Source organism: Halalkalibacter flavus (genome assembly GCF_036663575.1).
Lineage (GTDB): Bacteria > Bacillota > Bacilli > Bacillales > Bacillaceae_D > Halalkalibacter > Halalkalibacter flavus.
This window is the reverse complement of record NZ_JAWRVK010000048.1, coordinates 1-16905: the sequence shown is the minus strand read 5'-3', so window position 1 is coordinate 16905 and position 16905 is coordinate 1. Positions and strand designations below refer to the sequence as shown.

12 protein-coding genes and 2 pseudogenes are annotated in these 16905 nt (G+C 33.6%); 13 read left to right on the top strand and 1 reads right to left on the bottom strand.

Annotated elements, in window-relative coordinates; all coding sequences use genetic code 11:
- Window positions 1-112: 112 nt before the first annotated feature.
- Window positions 113-517 (top strand): annotated as a pseudogene (locus tag SAY88_RS21435) (hypothetical protein); the annotation flags it as partial.
- A complete protein-coding gene (locus SAY88_RS26085; RefSeq protein ID WP_431308905.1) occupies window positions 513-638 on the top strand; it encodes a TetR/AcrR family transcriptional regulator in 126 nt (41 codons plus the stop codon). The pseudogene SAY88_RS21435 and the gene SAY88_RS26085, both read left to right, overlap by 5 nt.
- Window positions 639-835: 197 nt before the next feature.
- Here the strand turns inward: SAY88_RS26085 and SAY88_RS21430 are convergent, their stop codons facing one another.
- On the bottom strand, window positions 836-2215 hold the full coding sequence (locus SAY88_RS21430; RefSeq protein ID WP_332634215.1) for an ABC transporter substrate-binding protein: 1380 nt from the start codon (window positions 2213-2215) through the stop codon (window positions 836-838).
- Window positions 2216-2393: 178 nt separating this feature from the next.
- Between SAY88_RS21430 and SAY88_RS21425 the strand changes: the two genes are divergently transcribed.
- The 11 genes and pseudogenes from SAY88_RS21425 (at window position 2394) to SAY88_RS21370 (ending at window position 16593) form a co-directional block, all read left to right on the top strand.
- On the top strand, window positions 2394-3893 hold the full coding sequence (locus tag SAY88_RS21425; RefSeq protein ID WP_332634213.1) for a response regulator: 1500 nt from the start codon (window positions 2394-2396) through the stop codon (window positions 3891-3893).
- Window positions 3894-3907: 14 nt separating this feature from the next.
- On the top strand, window positions 3908-5653 hold the full coding sequence (locus SAY88_RS21420; RefSeq protein ID WP_332634211.1) for a sensor histidine kinase: 1746 nt from the start codon (window positions 3908-3910) through the stop codon (window positions 5651-5653).
- A 310-nt stretch (window positions 5654-5963) separates the two neighbouring features.
- On the top strand, window positions 5964-7451 hold the full coding sequence (gene xylB, locus SAY88_RS21415) for a xylulokinase (RefSeq protein WP_332634209.1): 1488 nt from the start codon (window positions 5964-5966) through the stop codon (window positions 7449-7451).
- Between the two features lie 40 nt (window positions 7452-7491).
- Window positions 7492-8883, top strand: a complete 1392-nt coding sequence (locus tag SAY88_RS21410) for an ABC transporter substrate-binding protein (protein ID WP_332634207.1) — start codon at window positions 7492-7494, stop codon at window positions 8881-8883.
- A 79-nt stretch (window positions 8884-8962) separates the two neighbouring features.
- Window positions 8963-9853, top strand: coding sequence for a carbohydrate ABC transporter permease (locus SAY88_RS21405; RefSeq protein ID WP_332634206.1), 891 nt, complete (start codon window positions 8963-8965; stop codon window positions 9851-9853).
- Window positions 9850-10731 carry a carbohydrate ABC transporter permease gene (locus tag SAY88_RS21400; protein ID WP_332634205.1) on the top strand — a complete coding sequence of 294 codons (882 nt, stop codon included), beginning with the start codon at window positions 9850-9852 and terminating at the stop codon, window positions 10729-10731. The genes SAY88_RS21405 and SAY88_RS21400 overlap by 4 nt, the downstream gene beginning before the upstream one ends.
- Before the next feature lie 146 nt (window positions 10732-10877).
- Window positions 10878-11945 (top strand): NAD(P)-dependent alcohol dehydrogenase, encoded by a 1068-nt coding sequence (locus tag SAY88_RS21395; RefSeq protein WP_332634203.1) that lies wholly within the window; start codon window positions 10878-10880, stop codon window positions 11943-11945.
- Between the two features lie 256 nt (window positions 11946-12201).
- The gene (locus SAY88_RS21390; RefSeq protein WP_332634201.1) at window positions 12202-13566 is read left to right on the top strand and encodes an IS1182 family transposase; all 1365 of its coding nucleotides are present in this window, start codon (window positions 12202-12204) and stop codon (window positions 13564-13566) included.
- Between the two features lie 61 nt (window positions 13567-13627).
- A complete protein-coding gene (locus SAY88_RS21385) occupies window positions 13628-13969 on the top strand; it encodes a GNAT family N-acetyltransferase (protein WP_332634200.1) in 342 nt (113 codons plus the stop codon).
- Between the two features lie 448 nt (window positions 13970-14417).
- Window positions 14418-15695 (top strand): annotated as a pseudogene (locus tag SAY88_RS21375) (ATP-binding protein); the annotation flags it as partial.
- Between the two features lie 268 nt (window positions 15696-15963).
- On the top strand, window positions 15964-16593 hold the full coding sequence (locus tag SAY88_RS21370; RefSeq protein WP_332634198.1) for a LysE family translocator: 630 nt from the start codon (window positions 15964-15966) through the stop codon (window positions 16591-16593).
- The last annotated feature ends 312 nt before the right edge of the window (window positions 16594-16905 follow it).

Sequence of the window (16905 nt, the reverse complement as noted above, 5' to 3'; positions counted from 1 at the left end):
CTTTGCTTGCGTTAAACGCAGCGATCGAAGCTGCACGAGCCGATGTACACGAAAAGGATTTGCAGTTGTTGCAGGTAAAGTTCGTAAATTAGCAGATGAATCAAGAGCATCAGCGGGGAAAATTTCGGATATGGTTGATGCTACTCAAATGGATACGAAAAGAGCCATTGACGAAATGAATCGCGGTGCGGAGGAAGTAGAAGTTGGTACAAGAGTCGTTCATGAAATGGGAGATTCTTTTAATAGCATCCCAAAATCAATTGAACAAGTAACGACAGAGATGCTTAATGTCTCAAAATCTACTCAAATAATTGCTATGAATACAGTTCAGTTAAGCGAAGTACTAACAGAAATGGAAATATCCACACTTGAAAATGCTGAATATTCGCAAAGTATAACGGTTGATACTGATAGACTAATCACAGAAAGCAATGAAATAAAAACATTTGCCCAGAAGATGAATTATCTTGTAAGTGAGCTAAAGCAGGGGATGAGTAAATATACAATAAAGCATTAGTAACACTATCTCAAGAATATGTGAAGGGGCGCAAATTTCTAATGGTTCACTTTATAAGTATTTTAAAAACAAGGAAGATTTATTCTTAGTAGTATTAGAGCGTTGTTTAGCTAACCTCTGAACAGTTTGAAGGTATTTCAAAGGCTTTAAAAGAGATGAAAAATTATTATGAAAGTGAAATGAAAAGAAGAGAAAACGGGTCGCCATGGAGAAAGTTACCGACTTTCTAACGCCCTGTAAAAAAGAAGGTAACTTTCTAAGGTGGCAAACCTCTGCATATTCGTTGCAATTCTCTGCACTTATCTTTTGCAAAATACACTAATTATCTGCTTTTAATATGTTATCAATCTTCAATTTTAAAGCATTTAACCCTTCTTCTGAACTTTGATATTCGCCTAACACTATTTTTTGCAAAGTCAGGGACCACTCGTTACTCATTTCAAAAAAATTTGGATGAGGAGTAAAAAGTTCATTTGCATTCTCTAGTGTTTCATTTAAAGTCTTAGTATAACCTTCCGATTCTTGAAGTAAGTTTACAAACTTGGGGTCTTTCAGAACAGAGTTTCTAGCAGGATTAACTAAATTTAATTCAAGAGCACCTTTTTTGATAAATTCCTTTGATGTAAAATATTGAACAAATAGCCAGGATGCTTTTTTCTGTGTAGAATATTCATTAATACCCAATCCCCATGTCCAGATGTTTGACTGAAAGTTATTACCTTCATTTGCTAAGGGGGCTAATGTCCATGCAATATTTCCAGCTTCCGTTGAGTTACCTTTTTGATTTTGATAGTAAGCATTATTATCTGCGTCAAATAACATACCAGTTCTTCCGGCGCCTAAGTCTCCTCCAGCTTCGTACCAAGGATAACTTGCCCATTCAGGTGGTACACACTTTTTTATAAGTTCAGCCCATTGGTCAGTAAATTCAATCGCTTCTTGTGAATTAACTGTAGAAATCAATTTTCCATTCACAATTTTAAAATCTTTGGCTCCATTATTAACAAATGATGTAATATAGCCAGTGGTAAGGCCTGTCCATTTATTTGTTCCTCTCAAACCAAGTGCATATGTGTCGTCATCTTTGTAATCATTTAACATACTACACTGTTGTTTTAACTCAGAAAGAGTTTTTGGTGGATTTATATTCAATTCTGAAAACCATTGTTTATTATAAGCCAAGGAAATAATTTCAAAGCCAATAGGCAACGCCCATGTTTTACCTGTACCTACAGGGTTTCCAGGGACTAAATCCCACTTTAAAGTATTTAATACCGTAGGGTGAAAGTCTTCGGTTGCTAAATCTGGGTTTGTTATTAAATGATTACTCATTAATTCATCAAGATCTTGCATTAGCCCATTGGAGGCATGACTCCATATATAATATGAACCTGTCATAAAAACATCGGGATTACCTGTTTTTGTATGTAACATGTATGTTATTCTATCAGCATAGTATTCTTCTGGGGAAATAGTGTAGCTTACTTCTATACCTGTTTTTTCTTGAAATCGAGGAAGTTCTTTAAGAATTGCATAGGCATAAGGATGTTGATTAAGTGCTATTTTTATTGTTTCACCTTCCGCAACTTTCCAATTAAAATCAGGAACCTTACTAGGGGCTACTTTACATCCAGTACAAACAATTATTAAGATAACTATCGTACGTAGAGTTTTAATAAATAAATAATGATTTCTCATTTCTCCCTCCCCCTTCTTTTTAGATGGATATATTATCGCGGTTGCTATAAATAGTAGTTGTAGAACAGGTATTAGCACTTATGATATATTCAATTATACAAGAGATAACTTATATTTGAAAGGGTTTTCAAGTTATGGTGATAGATTGGAAGTTGACTTATAACAAAGGGGTTTGCTAATGAAAAGGGTATTAATTGTTGATGATGAGCTTCTTGTTCGAGTCGGATTAAAAACTACAATTCCATGGGAGGATCACGGATATAAATTAGTAGGTGATGCCAAAAATGGAAAAGAAGCTATTGATTTGATTACTGAAAAAAAACCAGACATTATTTTAACCGATATTTCGATGCCGTTTATGGATGGTTTAGAGCTAATAAGGCTAATTAGAAAAAATTATGCTCAAATGAAATTTATTATTTTATCCCATCATGATGATTTCAAATTTGCCCAACAAGCAATAAGTTTAGGAGTTATACAATATATTTTAAAACACGAACTGACAGCGGAGAACTTATTAACAGCCCTTAACAACGCATCTAATGATATGCCCGTTGAACAGTTCTTACTAGCAGATAATAACAAATTATTAGAAGTTTCAGTTGAAAATGAAACTAATAGTAATGCAGAAATGGAAAAGGTTTTACTGAATAATCAATTTTATTTAAACAATGATTTTTATATTATTGTATCTGTTCATATAAATGAAGATTTTGTAGAAAGTAAAAAGATAACATTACAATTTATTAAAAATTTGGCATTAGAGTTTTTATCAGATTTGCCCTTCAAGTCGTTTGTTAATTTTAACGAAAAAGAGATTATTTTTTTACTAAACTTAAAGAAACAAACTACTATCCAGACTATTAAGAAAATAATGCAATCTGTAAATGAAAATGTTAAGAAAATACTAGATGTGAACTTGTTAATCGGTATTAGTGAGAAAGGTAATAAAAAAGAGGAGTTCAAGGAGTTATACATTCAGTCTCAACGTGCAAAAGAGCAAAGTTATTTCTCTCGAAAAAATGTAATGGTTTACCAAAAAGAATCAGACTATGGCTACGATGAAAAAATCCTGTTTGATAACGATTTATTAGAAAGTTTAGTCGTGAGTGGATGTATAAGGCAAGTTGAAAAATTACTAACTGAACTTTTTCAACAGATTGAATTAAGTAAAAATTTCAATAAGTTAGAGTGTGTTTATAGTGAACTTCTAAGGTTATTCAATAAGCTATCATCAAAAAAAATTGAACAAGAAATTGGAAATTTCAGTGCTTTTGTAGAGGTTCAACGATTTATTTTAGAACAATATATTAGTTTGTCTAACAAATATATTGGTGGAACAGAAAGATATTCTATTCATATTCAAAAGAGTCTTTCTTATATTAATAAATACTACTCAACAGATTTATCTTTAGCTATGCTTGCTAACTTCTTAGAGATAAATAAAAGTTATCTAAGTTCGCTGTTTAAACAAGAATTAGGAATTAACTTTACTAGTTATTTAACTAAAGTCCGTATAGAAAAGGCAAAAGAACTACTTACACAAACTGATTTTAAAATGTATGAAATAGCAGACCAAATTGGTTTTGATAATCCTTATTATTTCAGTAAAGTTTTTAGAGATTTAACAGGTGTAAATTGTAAGGAATACCGAAAAAGTCATTATAAAAAGGAGTAAGAAAAAGGGGTTAAATGAGAAACTTAAGCATACAAAAACGACTTTTTTTATTAATTACATCATTTATTGTTCTCACGTTAGCGATACTAAGTATTGTGGTCTATATCTATTTCTTTCAGAATATGAAAGAAAGGGAACTTGAGTTTGCTACTCGTCTATCAAATGAGACAAAACAAAGTATAGAAATTATCCTGCAAATTGTTACCAATGCATCGATTTCTTTATCTAGGGATGAAAATATCCTCAATGCATTGGAAAAAAGTGTTGATGATACTATACAAGAAGGGAAAGAGGATAAACACCAAATTAACACAATGCTTCAAAACATGGTTCATACTAATGAGTATTTGAGTGGAATGTATATTATTGGAAATAATAATATGTTTTTTTCTAGTGATTGGGGGGTAAACCAACAAAAACTAAGAGAAGTCTATAATATCGACCTACAGGGTGAATTAGTGAAAAATAGCTATTTTACTAGTACACGTAATGAAAATTATCATTTCTTTTCTGATATGGAAGTTATTTCTTTAATGATTCCTGTATTCTCAGATAAAGGAGAAAAAATAGGGTTAATAATAAATGATTTAAATTCAATGTATATTGAAGAAATTCTTGCGACCTCTTCAGCTTCACGTAATGAAAGAGTTCTCGTTGTAAATTCAGAAAATGACCTATTATATACAGTCCCAAATAATGTGAATTTAAGTTATATTGTTTCAGAAATTCCTAATATTTCAACTTTAGAAAAAACTACAATCAATAAAAAAGTGTTTGGTGAAAATAGTATTATTGTTTTAGATTCAATTGACTATACAGATTGGACCATCATTCATATTATTAGTACTGAAGGTATCTATGAAGCTATAAATAAACTAGGATTTATATTTCTAGCTATTTTATTATCATTGATTTTACTTTCTTTTATTACTACATATAGGTTATCAGTCTCATTTACAAAACCTATTGTTCTCTTAAATGAAAAGATTAAACAAGTTGAGAAAGGGAATATGGATGCTTCTATAAATGTGACAAGTACAGATGAATTAGGTCAACTAAGCAGAGCTTTTAATAATATGGTAAAAAAGTTAGAACTTTTAATTAAAAATACTGTTGTAGAAGAAAAGAAAAAAATGGAAATAGAGTTTCAACTGCTTCAATCTCAAATTAATCCCCACTTTTTATATAATACGTTGGACTCTATTAAATGGTTGGCTGTTATGCAAAATGTAACCAATATAAGTGAAATGATAACGTCACTTATTCATCTATTAAGATATAATGTTTCAAACCCGAAATTTATTGTTACACTAGAAGATGAAATTAAGACTGTAAAAAATTATGTAAATATACAAAAATATCGATATGGTGATACATTCTCTGTGTCTTATGATATAAGTAATGAAGCATATTCATGTTGTGTGTTGAAATTTCTGCTGCAACCACTAATAGAAAATGCAATTTATCATGGCATGGAGGCAAATGAAGAAAATGGGGAAATTATTATCCGTGCAAAGGTAGAAGAAGAGTACCTTATAATAGAAGTAGAAGACAATGGTCCAGGAATGGAAGAACAAGTAGAAGACCGTGTTGTATCATACGATAAAAAAAAGATGCACAGTGGTATAGGTCTTCAAAACATCAGGGAGAGAATTCATTTATATTTTGGTTCAACATATGGACTAGTCATAGATAGTGAAAAAGGGAAGGGTACTACTATAATTTTATATCTGCCATATAAAATTCAAGATAGGATTTAAATTTTTAGTGAACCTTTTAAATAATCTCTCTGATTATTTAAAAGGTTCTTTTATTGTCTTTGTGAAAAATTTATAGGTGTTAATGCTACCAATTTAATTAATATTTATAGGAAAGTTAAAAATATTATAAAAAAAGAAAAAATATTGTATTTTTTTATGTGATCACTTCAATTTTATAAAAAAAAACTGTATTAAAACAAAAACGAGTTCATTTTTAAAAACAGATAAGCCACCTATAATTAAATTAATAACTGAGGTAAAAGTTCTTTTGAAAGCGCTTCAGTTTCAAGGCGAAGAATAAGGAGGAAAGATGAAGTATTTGGTTGGAATTGATTTAGGGACATCTAGTGTAAAAACAATATTAATGAATACAGAGGGGGAAATAATAGGAAAAGAACAAGAAGGGTTTGAAATAAACATTCCTAAAAAAGGTTATGCAGAACAATCACCAGAAAATTGGTGGAATGCAACAGCAAAGGCACTCCGGAAGATGGTAAAAAAAGCGGATTTAAATCCGTCATTGATATCCGGAATCGGGCTGTCAGGACAAATGCATGGACTTGTAATGCTTGACAAGAAAGGGGATTTAGTACGTCCGGCAATTATTTGGTCAGATCAACGTTCGAAAGAACAAGCGTCAAGAATTAATGATTTGATACAAAAAGAAAAAGTCACAGATAGTATGTTTAATTCCGTATCGACTGGATTCGCCATCTCGTCCTTATTATGGGTAAAAGAGAATGAACCAGCAAACTACAACTTAACTGATAAAGTTCTTCTTCCAAAAGATTATATTCGCTTCAAATTAACTGGAAAAATAGCAGTTGAAGCCACAGATGCATCTAGTACCCTTGCATTTAATATAAGAGAAAGAAAGTGGGCTTTTTTTCTAACAAAGAAGTTGGACATAAGAGATGAATTATTCCCGGAATGCTATGAGCCATGTGAAATCGCTGGCGAAGTAACAAGAGAAGCTGCAAATCAAACTTACTTAACAGAACAAACTCCCGTTGTATTTGGTGGTGGAGACCAATTTATGCAAGCTATAGGTAATGGAGTAGTTACTCCAGGAGTTATATCGTCAAATATAGGTACAGGTGGACAGATAGCAGTGATGGTTAATAAGCCTCTTTATGATGTTGAATTAAGGACGAATACCTTTTGCCATATTGCACCAAACTCATGGAATATACAAGGGTCGAGTTTAAACAGTGGACTTTCTCTTAGGTGGTTAAAAGAGAAGATTTTGCAAAAAGAAGATAACTTTAAAACACTTACTGCACGAACTGAAAAAATCAAACCAGGAAGTGATGGACTGATTTTTTTACCTTATTTAACAGGAGAGCGAACACCTCATCTAGATCCGAACGCCAAAGGTATATTTTTTGGATTAACTCTTGAACATAGCACAGATCATTTTGTCCGCGCAGTAATGGAAGGGGTAATCTATTCGCTCAGGGATTCTCTTGAAATCATAAAATCTCTAGGAATTCAAAGCGATAAAATTATTGCTTCGGGTGGTGGAGCTAAAAGTAAAGTGTGGCTTCAAATACAGGCTGATATTTTCAATAAACCAGTTTATACAACTAATTCAATTGAAGAAGCAAGTATAGGGGCTGCCATTATTGCTGGAGTTGGTATAGGGATTTATTCTTCTTTAGAGCAAGCTTGTAATAAAATTATTTCTTACAATTCAGAAGTAATGTATCCGAATGAAGAAAATGTATTAATTTATGACTACTATTATAACTTGTTTAAGGAGCTATATAAAAGAAATAAAGAACTTTTTCTAGTATGAAACTTTCGCCTTAAAAATTTAAATCTAAAGGAGAAAACTTATGAAAAAAACTAGTTTGTTAAATTCACTACTACTTTTACTATTTTGTATTATGCTTGTAGCTTGTAGCTCTAATGAAACACAAGAGGAAGTCACTGGGGAAACAGAAGTAAATTCTAATTCTGAAGACGTTACTTTGACAATTGCAGTAGGAAATAACCCTCAAATGCCTGCACTTGAAAAGCTTAGTAAAGAATATACGGAAGAAACAGGTGTAAAAGTGGATTTTGCATTAATTCCTGAGAATGATTTGAGACAAACACTGACCAATCATGCAACTATTGGTGGCGGACAATATGATATTGTTCAAATTGGTTCATATGAAATGGCTTTCTGGGCTGATAATGGATGGTTAGAGGATCTTGAACCTTATTTTGAAAAGATGTCTGATGAAGAGTTAGCTGAATATGACAGAGAGGATTTGTTGCCACCGGTTAAACAGTCTTTAACAATTGATGAAAAGCAATATGGTTTGCCTTTTTACGCGGAGGCTTCAATGATGTATTACAATACTGAAGTCTTTGAAAAAGCTGGGATTGAAATACCAACAAATCCTACATGGGATGAAATCTATGAAATTGCTACGCAACTACATGATCCTGCTAATAACCAATATGGTATTACAATGAGAGGTCAGCCTGGATGGGGAATGAATGGAGCAGTATTTGGTTCGATGATTCATGCCTTTGGTTCACGCTGGGTTGATGAAAACTGGGACGTCCAATTTACGAAAGATCCTAATATGGCTAGAGCGTTCGAAATGTATAAAAAATTATTAGTTGATGCAGGTCAACCAAATATTGTGTCAACTGGTTATGCTGAAGCTTCTCAGTTATTTATGGAAGGTAATGCTGCAATGTTTTATGATGCCACTTCTCTTGCGGAAGGGTTCAATAATTCAGAATCGAAAGTTTATGGGAAGTTTGAAATGGGTCTAGCCCCGACAGATGTTAAAATAGATAATACTGGTTGGATATGGGTATGGGCACTTGGTATTGACCCAAATTCTAAACATAAGCAAGAAGCATTTGATTTCATAACTTGGGCAACAAGTAAAGAATATATTGAAAGAGTTGCTGAAGATTCAGGATGGGGGACAGTTCCTCCAGGAACGCGTCAGTCAACATACGAAAATAAAGATTATATGGCAGAAACTCCATATGCAAGTGATGTCCTTAATTCACTCAATACAATTAAATATGATGAACCATCTGTTGACCCCGTTCCTTATGTAGGTATTCAGTATGTTGGTATTCCGGAGTTTGCTGAATTTGGAACGCAAGTAAGTGAGTATCTTGCCGAATATGTTTCAGGAGCAACTACTCTGGAAGAAGCATTAGAAAAATCTCAAAATGCTGTGGAGACAGCGATTGCCAACGGCGGATATAAATAATTAACTTAATTTTAATAAGATGGGTTAGGAGAAAGTCTAACCCATCTTAATTAATAACTCTTAAAAGGGGGGAACATCTATGGTGAATAAAGGAGTTGTATCCAAAGATAAAACAAAGCTACTTCTGTTGCCAGGAATTATCGTGGTTGTTGTGACAACTCAAATACCGTTCTTGATGACTATTATCTACTCATTTCTTAATTATAATCTTATACGACCTGACTTAGGGGTTTCGTTTGCTGGATTAAAGAACTTCTCCAGAATTTTAACTGATAGTGAATTTTATTCAGTTATAGTAAATACTTTTTATCTTACTGGAGTCTCTCTATTGTTATGTACGATAGTCGGAATAGCAGTTGCCTTGTTACTAGATGGTGAAATTCCAGGAATCAATTTTGTAAGAACACTTATTTTGGCTCCTTTTTTTGTTATGACAACAGTTACTGGTATGATATGGAAAACATTAATTTTAGACGGTACTTTTGGTTGGTCTGGTCATATTTCAAATGTTTTAGGAGTTAATCTACCTGATTTTTTTTCTCAGTATCCATTAACTTCAATTATGTTATTAATAGTTTGGCAATGGGCGCCATTCTTTGTTCTTGTCATTTTGGCAGGGTTGCAAAACATTCCTGAAGAAATTATAGAAAGCTCAAAAATAGATGGTGCAAGTTGGTTCTCAACAGTAGTGAAAATTAAAATACCTATGCTAACAATGCATATTCAAGTAGCAGTTATGCTAGGTTTGATTTTTATTATCAAGGAGTTCGGACTAATCCATACGACCACTGCTGGTGGACCAGGTGTTCTGTCAAACAACTTAACATACTACGTATTTAAAGTTGTTTCCTTAGGATCTGATGTTGGGCGAGGCGCTGCAATTGCGGTCGTCACAGTTATTTTATCAGTGACAGTTATTACATTACTGTTTAATGCAATTCAGAAACAAAAGGATGGTCAAAAATTATGAATAATACATCTCTTTCTAAGCAGCCATTACCCAAAATAGTTAAACCTATTAATAAGAAAAATATTTCTTATAAAAGCTTAAAAATGTTGTTTGTTTATGCTTTTGCATTACTCTACTCTTTTCCAATCATTTATATGATTCTAACAGCCTTTAAGTCGGAATATGAAGTATCACCACCTTCTTTAATATTTAAACCGACTTTAGAAACCTTCCGAGAAATTTTTCTGAATGCAAGTATTTGGTCAGCACTTAGTAATTCAGTGATTATTGTTTCTGCATCAGCAGGTTTAGCACTTTTGTTAGGAGTTCCAGCAGCCTATGCTCTTGTCTTTGCTAAGTTTAAAAAAGCAACTACGTCAAACAGTCTCTATTTATGGTTTATCACGACTATAATATTACCGCCAGTAGCTGTTATTATTCCTATTACTAGTGCCTTTAAAGCTGTTGGGTTATTAGGGTCTCATTCGGGATTAATTCTTGTGTATACAGGGTTCCATATACCGCTTGTAATTTGGATGGTCTATTCCTACTTTGCTGAATTACCAAAAGAGTTAATTGAAGCAGCAGAGTTGGATGGGGCTTCAAAAATATCTGTATTTATTAAAATTATGTTACCACTTTGTAAGACAGGTATCATATCAGCTGGTTTACTAGTTACAATCTTTATATGGAATGAATTCTTCATTGCATTGAATTTAGCGGGGAATTCAGCTATTACACTCCCTGTATATATGTCACGTTTCGGCTCTCAGATGGGTTTATTCTATGCAAAACTAGCAGCTTCATCAACACTAGTTATTGTACCAGTTCTCGTTTTAGGATTCCTTTCACAAAAATCACTAGTTAAAGGATTATCGATGGGGGCTGTAAAAGGATAAAAGGTTTCCAGAGTAAAAGATAAAATAAATAATTGTGGGAAATTTAGTTAAAAAAGATGAGTAATGATAGTTTAAATGTGAGATTTGTTAGAACTTAATTTTAGTAAAGCAAATAATCTAACAAGAACAAGGAGCGTGTTTTTTTAATGAAACAATCAATTGAGATTCCAGAAAAAATGAAAGCAGCGTTTATGACCAATCCTATGGAAATCGAGTTAAAGGAAATTGATGTACCGCAGGTCTATGGTGATGAAGTTTTAGTGAAGGTAATGGCTGTAGGGATTTGTGGGTCTGATGTCCACTATTATGAAAATGGTAGGATCGGTACTCATGTGGTAGAAAAACCAATGATATTAGGGCACGAATGTGCAGGTATAGTCGTATCTGTGGGTGAAAGTGTAACAACAGTAAATGTTGGCGATCGGGTTGCAATTGAACCGGGTATTACATGTGGACGCTGTGAAAACTGCAAATCCGGAAAGTATAACTTATGTCCAAAAGTAGAATTTATGGCTACTCCACCATTTAATGGTTCCTTTGTTCAATACGTTAAGCATAGAGAAGATTTTTTATTCCCAATACCTGATCACTTACCATTTGAAGCAGCTGCTCTTATTGAACCATTCTCAGTAGGTATTCACGGTGCAAAACGTGTCAATCTTCAACCGGGTTCAACGGTTGCAATTATGGGAATGGGTCCAGTCGGTTTATTAGCAGTAGTAGCAGCAAAAATCTTTGGTGCTTCTAATATTATAGTGACAGATTTAGAGGAAAAGAGATTAGAAGTCGCCAAGGAGTTAGGTGCTACTCACGCTATAAATATTAGGAAAGAAAATGCTAATGAAGTAATTACTACGTTAACAAACCAAAAAGGGGTGGATGTTGCATTTGAAACTGCGGGGAATCCTCTTGCTTTAAAATCAGCATTAAAATCCCTTAAAAAAGGAGGTAAACTCGCTATTATTGGGCTTCCGGCAAAAGATGAAGTAGAGTTAAATATACCTTTCATTTCAGATAATGAAGTAGATATATATGGAGTTTTTCGATATGCCAACACTTATCCCTCAGGTATAGAATTCATGGCATCAAATCCATCGATTGTAAATAAATTAATAACGAATCAATACCCATTAGAAAATACAAAAGAGGCAATGGATCAAGCTCTATATAATAAAAAAGAATCTATAAAAGTTTTTGTTTATCCTAATGGATAACCTCCAACGAATATGTAAAGGAAAATTATAGTTATACTTTAATGCAATAGATGAAAGAATGTGCTATCAAAAAGAGGATTTTCCTCTTTTTGATAGAGTGCCTGTGAACCAATTTAATTACAATTTTAAATGAGTAAATTTCATAATTTGAAACCCAAGTCTTGCAAGGCTTTCCAGACATAAAAAAAGGAGTACCTCCCAAAAGTCGAATGAGTAAGTGACCAAACAAACTCTCAGACTGGAGGAAGACTCCCTTATGACTATTATACGACAAGGAAGCCTATTTGACCTGCAAGATTTATACGATTTAGAACCTACCCACCGTTTTGAAGCAGTGTTTTCGACGATTGATATCAACCCAATTTGGGCTGTGGTGTCAAAAAAAGCCCTATATGGTGCGCCTGTTCAACTTAACTACGCAGCGATGATCTACTCACTTACCGCTAGAATTCTCGAGAGAATTCCGACCATTAAAGATCTGATTAAGCGGATCAAACAGGACTATATGTTCCGTTTAGACTGTGGATTTCTTCTTTCTGATCCCATTCCATCTAAGGCTTCTTATTCAAGAATGCTCACTCAATTAGCGGAATCAGATGTTCTTGAACGTGTTCAAGAAACGCAGATTCTTCAAGTCATCATCGAAGGATTTGTCACAGACGAAACCATCGCCATCGATGCGACTCATATCGAAGCTCGAGACCAAGCACCAACGAAAGAAGAAAAGCCGAAGCCAGAACTAAAGAAACGCGGACGCAAATCGAAAGACGAACAAGAGAAATGGCTTCAAGAACAAGCTGAACGTGAAGCAGCTCTTCCGATTTTCGAGAAAACGATTGAAGCTCAGCTTGATATAACGCTAGAAGAATTACGTTCATCTGTTCCCATGGACCCTAAATGGGGCATTAAGAAAAATAGCGAAGGGAAGAATGTGTTTTGGTTCGGATACAAAGGACATTTTGCCGTCGGAACCAAAAGCCAGTATATTCTTCAATCCCTGTTCTCCTCTGGCAATCTGAATGATGGAAAAGCAGCGATTCCTTTATTAAAGGGCATCCATGAGCGTCTAACTACGCTTCCGATTTCTTATAGTACACTGGATGCAGGTTATGATTACCCTGCGATTTATGAACAAATCTATCGGATCGGGGCTCACTCAGTCATTGCTTATAACAAGAAGAATGAATCCGAACTAGAAGGATTTGATAAGCACTTCGCTCCAACCTGTGTTCGGGAACATTCGTATCGCTATGATAGCTACGACTCTAAGTATGAGACGTTAAAATATACACGTCCAAAAGAGTGTACAGACTGTCCGCTAGCGGAAGATACGTTATGCCAAAAGGTGTATAAAGTCAAAATCACCACCGATTTACGTCGCTACTGTGCTCCAGCCCGTGGCTCAAAAGCATGGAAAACCATTTACAAGCAACGAAGTGCAGTTGAACGCGTTATTGCGTATCTCAAAGAGTTCTTTCAGTTAAATAATGTTCGATATCGAACAGGACGACGCGCAAAAATACATTTTGATTTCACCCATTTAGTCTATAACGGAGCTAAGCTAGCATGTGATCGATTAGCCAAGTTGATTTCAAACAACCAAGTGACAAACGTGGCTTAATTCAATTTTTAAAACATCATAATCAAAATTGGGTTTATCTATGATTCGCTAAGTAGGCTTTATGAAATTGATTCATATAGAGGAATTATTTAAAGAATTGCCGTCTTTTCAAACTCATCGACTAATATTAAGAAAAATAAAATTAAGTGACTTGGATGATATATTTGAGTTTTCATCTGATGCAGAAGTGGCTCATCATAAGACTTGGGAAGTTAATAAATCAAAAGAAGAAACTCTGAATAATTTTGTAAGAGTAGTTGTTGAAGGTTATGAAAATGGTCTATCTGCTGATTGGGCGATATTCCATAAAGAAAGTAATAAGGTCATTGGTACTTGTTCGTTTGTGAGTTGGTCAAATGAACATCAAAAGGCAGAGATAGGCTTGCGAATGTCTTATGTCTAACCAATGCCTAGATGTTGGGGTAATGAAACTAAACATTATTTAGCTTTCATTCAAGAGAACTATTTTAAAACAGAAGATGCTGTAAATTGGTTATAGGAATCAGGATTTTCAGCGATGGTAAAATAAGCTGTAGCTATAAAAAACACAAGCTAGATCAAGGAATTTTGATTTAAGGGTTAGTTTATGACAAAAATATACTCAACCGTGAATTATTAATTGATTTTATCCCTCAACAAAAGGGTGTCGCGTTAAGGGACGTTGTTTCCTTCGAAAGGGTTCCTAGCGGCACGCCGGCAAATATTCAGCTGCATTGCCAAGTATGGGGTATAAAGCATCGAAGATTACGAAGCTTGGATATGATGCATTTGGTGACTTTCTTATCGAACAGCTAAGGGGTAATTATTAAATGATTCTCAATGATTTTTTTTTAAAACTTTGCATTTTTTTAATCTTTGTAAGCGCAGCTATAGTCATTCGAGTTTTTACAACACGTAAAAGTTTGAAATTAAGTGTGAAGCCTTCACCTATTCTTGATTCAAAGAGAAATGCGATTGCTTTATCAGCAATCTATAGAGACATTTCTAAAAGAAAACAAGCAGAAAGAGAACTCCATCAATTGCATCAACAGTTAAAGGAAAGTGAGATGAAATACCGTGTTCTATTTGAACAGTCACCTGATGCTGTTTATTTAGTGGAATTGAATGAGGATCGACATCCATCTCGATTGCTTGAAGTAAATCCAGTAGGGTGTGAAAGATTGGGGTATAGCAGGGAAGATCTTCTCTCGATGGCATTTGCCGATATTGTTCCTCAAAATTCTACAATGATCATAAAAATTGTAGAGCAAATCAAGGAAGGCAAACGTTCGTTCACTTTACGAGATGAATTTGTTTTTAAGAAGACAGGTAATAAAATTAATAATGAGTTTAGTGTCCGTGTTTTTAGCTTGAATGGAAAGGAAGTTTTACTGCTTATCTCTCGGGATATTACTGAACGGTTAAAAACAGAAGAATTATTACGTAAATCAGAGAAGCTTGCTGTTGTAGGGCAATTAGCCACTGCAATCGCCCATGAAGTTAACAATCCTTTAACTGCAATGAAAGGGTTTATGCAATTACTAAAATTAACGGAAAATGAGAACAATCAGCGTTATATAGATGTGGTGTTATCAGAGATGGATCGAATTGAAAGTATTACAAATGAATTTATAACGATAGCTAATCCACAAGCGATTAAGATTCAACTCAATGATTTACACATGCTAGTAGAGAAGGTTACAACATTACTTCAACCTCAAGCAACGTTGAATAACATTCAAATTAGAATGGAGTTTGACACTAACATTCGTTTCATTCCATGTGAAGGTAACCAATTAAAACAAGTGTTTATCAATATCTTGAAAAATGCAATTGAAGCGATGCCGACGGGAGGAGAAATTTTGATTCAAATCGATAAATTTGATGATCATCAAGTATGCATTCGTTTTATCGATCAAGGGTGTGGGATTTCAAAAGAACGTATCCCATATCTCGGAGAACCTTTTTACAGTATCAAAGAAAAAGGAATTGGCTTAGGATTAATGATTTGTTATAAAATTGTTGAAACACATCAAGGAAAGATCGTTATTGAAAGTGAAGTGAATAAAGGAACGACAGTTGATGTCACTCTTCCTATCTATACTTTTCAAAATCATGGCATTCATTCATTTTCTAATACTGAACAATAATTTCATGGAAAGTAACTATCAACAATTCGGCAACGTTACCTAGTGATATTTAGTCAGACAACTAAATTCTATTTATTCCAAAAATACTTTGTATTGATATTAAAAAATAAATAGTGATATTCAGCAATCGGGCGCATTTCTTGAATAGAGAATGCGCCATTAATTTTAGAGAATAGTTACATACTTATAACCTATATAATCCCTGGTTCCCCCAATATAAGGGTTATATTATAATAGATTAAAATTCTGTCTGTTAAGAGGTGCATAAATGGATATAACGATGGTTTTATCTTATTTAGGTGTTGTAGTATTCCTTACTTTAATGCCAGGTCCAGATATCTTATTTGTTATTGCTCAAAGTATTTCTCAAAATAAAAAGGCAGGGATTGCAACTGCACTCGGACTTTGTACTGGTCTAATCGTACATATAAGTGCGGCTACTTTGGGGATATCTGCAATTATTTATCAATCTGCAATTTCGTTTGCCATTGTGAAATACGCTGGAGCTATTTATTTGTTATTCTTAGCTTTTCAATCATTTAGAGAAAAAGATACGGATCTCAATGGTACTAATGATAATAAAAGATTGTTCAACTATAAATCATTGTACAAAAAAGGGATTTTGATGAATATTTTAAATCCTAAGGTTTCACTTTTATTTTTAGCATTGTTACCTCAATTTGTAGATAAATCAATGGGGAATGTAACAGGGCAAGTATTTATTTTGGGAATTATTACAATGGTTCAGGCATTGGTTATTTTTGTTGGGATTAGTATTTTATCTGATAAAATACGCTATTTATTAGTAAACAACTCTTTTATTGCAAAAAGAATAAACGTTATAAAAGGATCAATATTGGGGTTTATAGGATTACAGATTGCATTTAGTGAGAAATAATCGAAGGACGATTTATTGAACTTCAATTGTGTTGACTAATCGAAGTTAACAAGTTACTCCAGAATAGGGTAGCTTTAGTTCAACAAGAAGTAAACAACTTTATTAGTCATTTTTCAAGGATCATTTAAGCAGATGAATAGAATTTAAAACACCTTTAACAAGCCTTACTACAACCTATTTGTAGTAAGGTTCTTATCTTTTTAACTTAAAATTAAATAAATTTATTACCTCTATATGATGCTAGTATAGTTTCATGGACACAACTTAGTTAAGTTTCTATAGATTTGTTACACTATATAGAAGAAAGGTTGT

Excerpts from the sequence above, each read along its gene's own strand:
- SAY88_RS21430 (WP_332634215.1), bottom strand. The coding sequence starts at position 2,215 with ATGAGAAATCATTATTTATTTATTAAAACTCTACGTACGATAGTTATC.
- SAY88_RS21425 (WP_332634213.1), top strand. The coding sequence starts at position 2,394 with ATGAAAAGGGTATTAATTGTTGATGATGAGCTTCTTGTTCGAGTCGGA.
- SAY88_RS21420 (WP_332634211.1), top strand. The coding sequence starts at position 3,908 with ATGAGAAACTTAAGCATACAAAAACGACTTTTTTTATTAATTACATCA.
- xylB (WP_332634209.1), top strand. The coding sequence starts at position 5,964 with ATGAAGTATTTGGTTGGAATTGATTTAGGGACATCTAGTGTAAAAACA.
- SAY88_RS21410 (WP_332634207.1), top strand. The coding sequence starts at position 7,492 with ATGAAAAAAACTAGTTTGTTAAATTCACTACTACTTTTACTATTTTGT.
- SAY88_RS21405 (WP_332634206.1), top strand. The coding sequence starts at position 8,963 with ATGGTGAATAAAGGAGTTGTATCCAAAGATAAAACAAAGCTACTTCTG.
- SAY88_RS21400 (WP_332634205.1), top strand. The coding sequence starts at position 9,850 with ATGAATAATACATCTCTTTCTAAGCAGCCATTACCCAAAATAGTTAAA.
- SAY88_RS21395 (WP_332634203.1), top strand. The coding sequence starts at position 10,878 with ATGAAACAATCAATTGAGATTCCAGAAAAAATGAAAGCAGCGTTTATG.
- SAY88_RS21390 (WP_332634201.1), top strand. The coding sequence starts at position 12,202 with ATGACTATTATACGACAAGGAAGCCTATTTGACCTGCAAGATTTATAC.
- SAY88_RS21385 (WP_332634200.1), top strand. The coding sequence starts at position 13,628 with ATGAAATTGATTCATATAGAGGAATTATTTAAAGAATTGCCGTCTTTT.
- SAY88_RS21370 (WP_332634198.1), top strand. The coding sequence starts at position 15,964 with ATGGATATAACGATGGTTTTATCTTATTTAGGTGTTGTAGTATTCCTT.